The 377-nt window shown below is 68.7% G+C and carries 1 protein-coding gene; it reads left to right on the forward strand.

The features are described from left to right. Positions 1 to 377: SpnB-like Rossmann fold domain-containing protein (locus tag GCN81_RS31680; RefSeq protein ID WP_197287423.1), on the forward strand; the 377-nt coding region annotated here is incomplete at both ends.

Consider the following 377-nt stretch of genomic DNA (forward strand, 5'->3'; position numbering starts at 1 on the left):
CCGACTCCACGCTGACCGTGGTCACCCAAGGCGCCCTCGCCACCACCCCCGGCGAACCCATCACCAACCTCACCCACGCCGCCATCTGGGGCCTCATCCGCACCGCCCAAACCGAAAACCCCGGACGCATCACCCTCATCGACACCGACACCGAGCTGGACACACTCCCGTCAAGGATCCCCACCGGCGAACCCCAACTCGCCTACCGCAACGGCCAATGGCTCACCCCACGCCTCACCCGCACCACACCACCCCCCACCACCTCCAACGAAACCCAACCACCGCCCCGCTGGGACCAAGGCACCATCCTCATCACCGGAGCCACCGGCACCCTCGGCACCCTCCTCGCCCACCACCTCGTCACCCACCACCACGCC

Source organism: Streptomyces apocyni (genome assembly GCF_009739465.1).
Taxonomy (GTDB): domain Bacteria; phylum Actinomycetota; class Actinomycetes; order Streptomycetales; family Streptomycetaceae; genus Streptomyces; species Streptomyces apocyni.